This is a genomic window from Psychrobacter sp., from assembly GCF_036731945.1.
Lineage (GTDB): Bacteria > Pseudomonadota > Gammaproteobacteria > Pseudomonadales > Moraxellaceae > Psychrobacter.
In genome coordinates, this window is the sequence record NZ_DAINDI010000064.1 from 15,190 (window position 1) to 17,613 (window position 2,424).

The 2,424-nt window shown below is 41.8% G+C and carries 1 pseudogene; it reads left to right on the top strand.

Annotated features, from left to right (window positions below):
• Positions 1-85 precede the first annotated feature (85 nt).
• Positions 86-2,424: pseudogene (locus V7D75_RS11860) on the top strand (hypothetical protein); the annotation flags it as partial.

The following is a 2,424-nucleotide window of genomic DNA, read 5'->3' on the forward strand; positions in this document are numbered from 1 at the left end:
CGAATCTGATGCTCAAAAACATATTAGCTCTTGGTGGCGCATCTCTAGCTTAAGTGCTGCTGTACTTGGCATGATGTGTATGAGCATGTCTCAAGCCGCTGTCAACCAAGATGGCAAAGTAAGCAGTATCGGTGACCTCAGTATTTATCAGCCAGCTTCTGCTGCGCGTACTAACTTGATGATGATGATCGATACCTCAGGATCGATGGGTATCAGCTCATTGGTTATTCCCAAAAATAATAAATATGGTAGCCCTGGTGATGTAGATCAACCGTTGTGTCGGCGGGTTGAAGTAGGTGAATATGATAAAAATAGGAATACTAATATCATTCACGAGTGGGCCTACAATCTTTTTGATAAAAATCCGGCTAGTGACACTTTTAATAAAACCTCTATTAAAAAGAGTGTCACTATCGGTTCTGAAACGATTAATTATTATGTGCGCGGCTGTGCGAAGGAGGTTGGGCAGGGAGCGAGTGCCAAAACGGTTACAGAACTAGATCGGCTATCACGATTAAAAGATGCACTGATACCATTGCTAGCAAGTGATCAAATCAGCAATAAAGTTTATATGGGTCTTGGGCACTTTTCATCCAAAGCTGAATATCAGGAAGGTGGTCAGAAAAAGAGCATCACCATTGGCACAGCAACCAACGTATTAGTTGATGGTCACTCTGGGCGTATATTAGTACCTTCGGCACCTCTGACTATTGAACAACGCAGAAAAATCATTAAAGCGTTGGCAGGCTTTAAATCGCTTGATACCACCACGAATGAGGACGGTACAGCAAACTCGGATCTTAAACTCTCTAGTAATAGATATCCAGACGTTACTAAATCCTCAAGTGGTACACCTACTGCTCATGCTTATGCAGAAGCGGGTGCTTATATGATGGGTACAGGAACTGGTGTGAATAGTAGTACTGTCAGAACTGTAGGTATTATTTATGATGGTTATATGGTTAAGCAAAAAGGTAATGATGACAAGCAGATCTATTTTGTCTGCGTTGAGCTAGGTCCAGATAAAACGTCAGCGATTGGAGCGGTCGTTGAGCAGTGCGTGAATAATTGGCCAGGACGCAGTGGTAACAATATAGCTCAAGGCACTGTCAATAATGGTATTTACTATCCTAATGGTTCTGGTGGATGGACGAGAATATCTAGTCAAGCTGATTTTAAAACGAAGATAAAAGATTTAACTGGTAAAAATGTTTCTATAGACAATCTTTGGGATACTTATGAAGCTCTACCTGTTGGATGGCGCTATGGTGGTTGGTTGAAGGTAGATCAAGAACCACTTGATATCGAACCTATCGTTGGCACTGTATGGGGGTATGGAGAGGGCATTAGAGGTTTAGTTTCTTATCGAACCAGTCCATTTTCTCTAAGCCCCGGTACAGAAAATGAAGTAGGTGGTCTGAGATATTCAGCAGCAGACACTAAAAATTCTAATGGTACCGCTTATATTAAAGGCAGTAGTAAAGAATCCTGTGACAGTAATGGTATCTACTTCTTAACTGATGGTGCGCCAAACTCGACCAAGCCTGATATGGCTCGTACGATTATGAACCATTCATTAACCAGCTCTTATGAAATTAGTGGTATACCAACTGGATTGGTGTCACCAAAATTGCAATCTAATCTGTTTGTCGGCGAAACAGGTGGCTGGGAGTATATTGGGGAGTATGCCAAAAAACTGCATGACAAAACTAAAAATCCATCTGGAGCAAGTATTAGAACAGCAGTAGCAGGATTTGGTTCATCATTTGCTGGCATCCCTAAAAAATCTGACGGTACTTATAATTGTGACGCAACAACTAATATAGATGCAAAAAATGCCTGTAAATGGGGCGGCCCTGACTATGGCAACGGCGGCTTCTTTTACGCTGAGACCTCACTTGATATTGCTAATAGTGTGCAGAAATTTATCACGGATTTAAATCAAACTATTAATACCACACCAGCTGGTACGATTACTGTCCCAGATGACCCTTATCAAACCAGTACGACGTTGCCCTATGCCTATCTGCCTATGTTAGAACCTAAAGTAGGAGATACGTTTAAAGTATGGCCAGGTACCCTTAAAAAATATGAAACTAAAAACGGTACATTGTATGGTCAGGGAAACAGACGACTATATAGTGATGCCGGTGGGACGCTAAATGATGCCGCAGCTGATCTATGGGCCCAGTCACCTATAAGTGCAGCAGGTAATTCTGCTGTGAATAGTGGGGGTTTTTATGCCCGCTTAGTAGCTCCAGACTTTAGTTCCCCTGCTAGTACACGCAATGTATTTTTCGAAAACTATAAAGGAATTAATGATACAAATATTCCTGAGGGTGTGGTAAAAATTGGCGTTGGTGATAATGGAACGCCGACCGGTTTTCCTCAGATAAATGATAGTGTGTATAGTTCTGGAGGCAA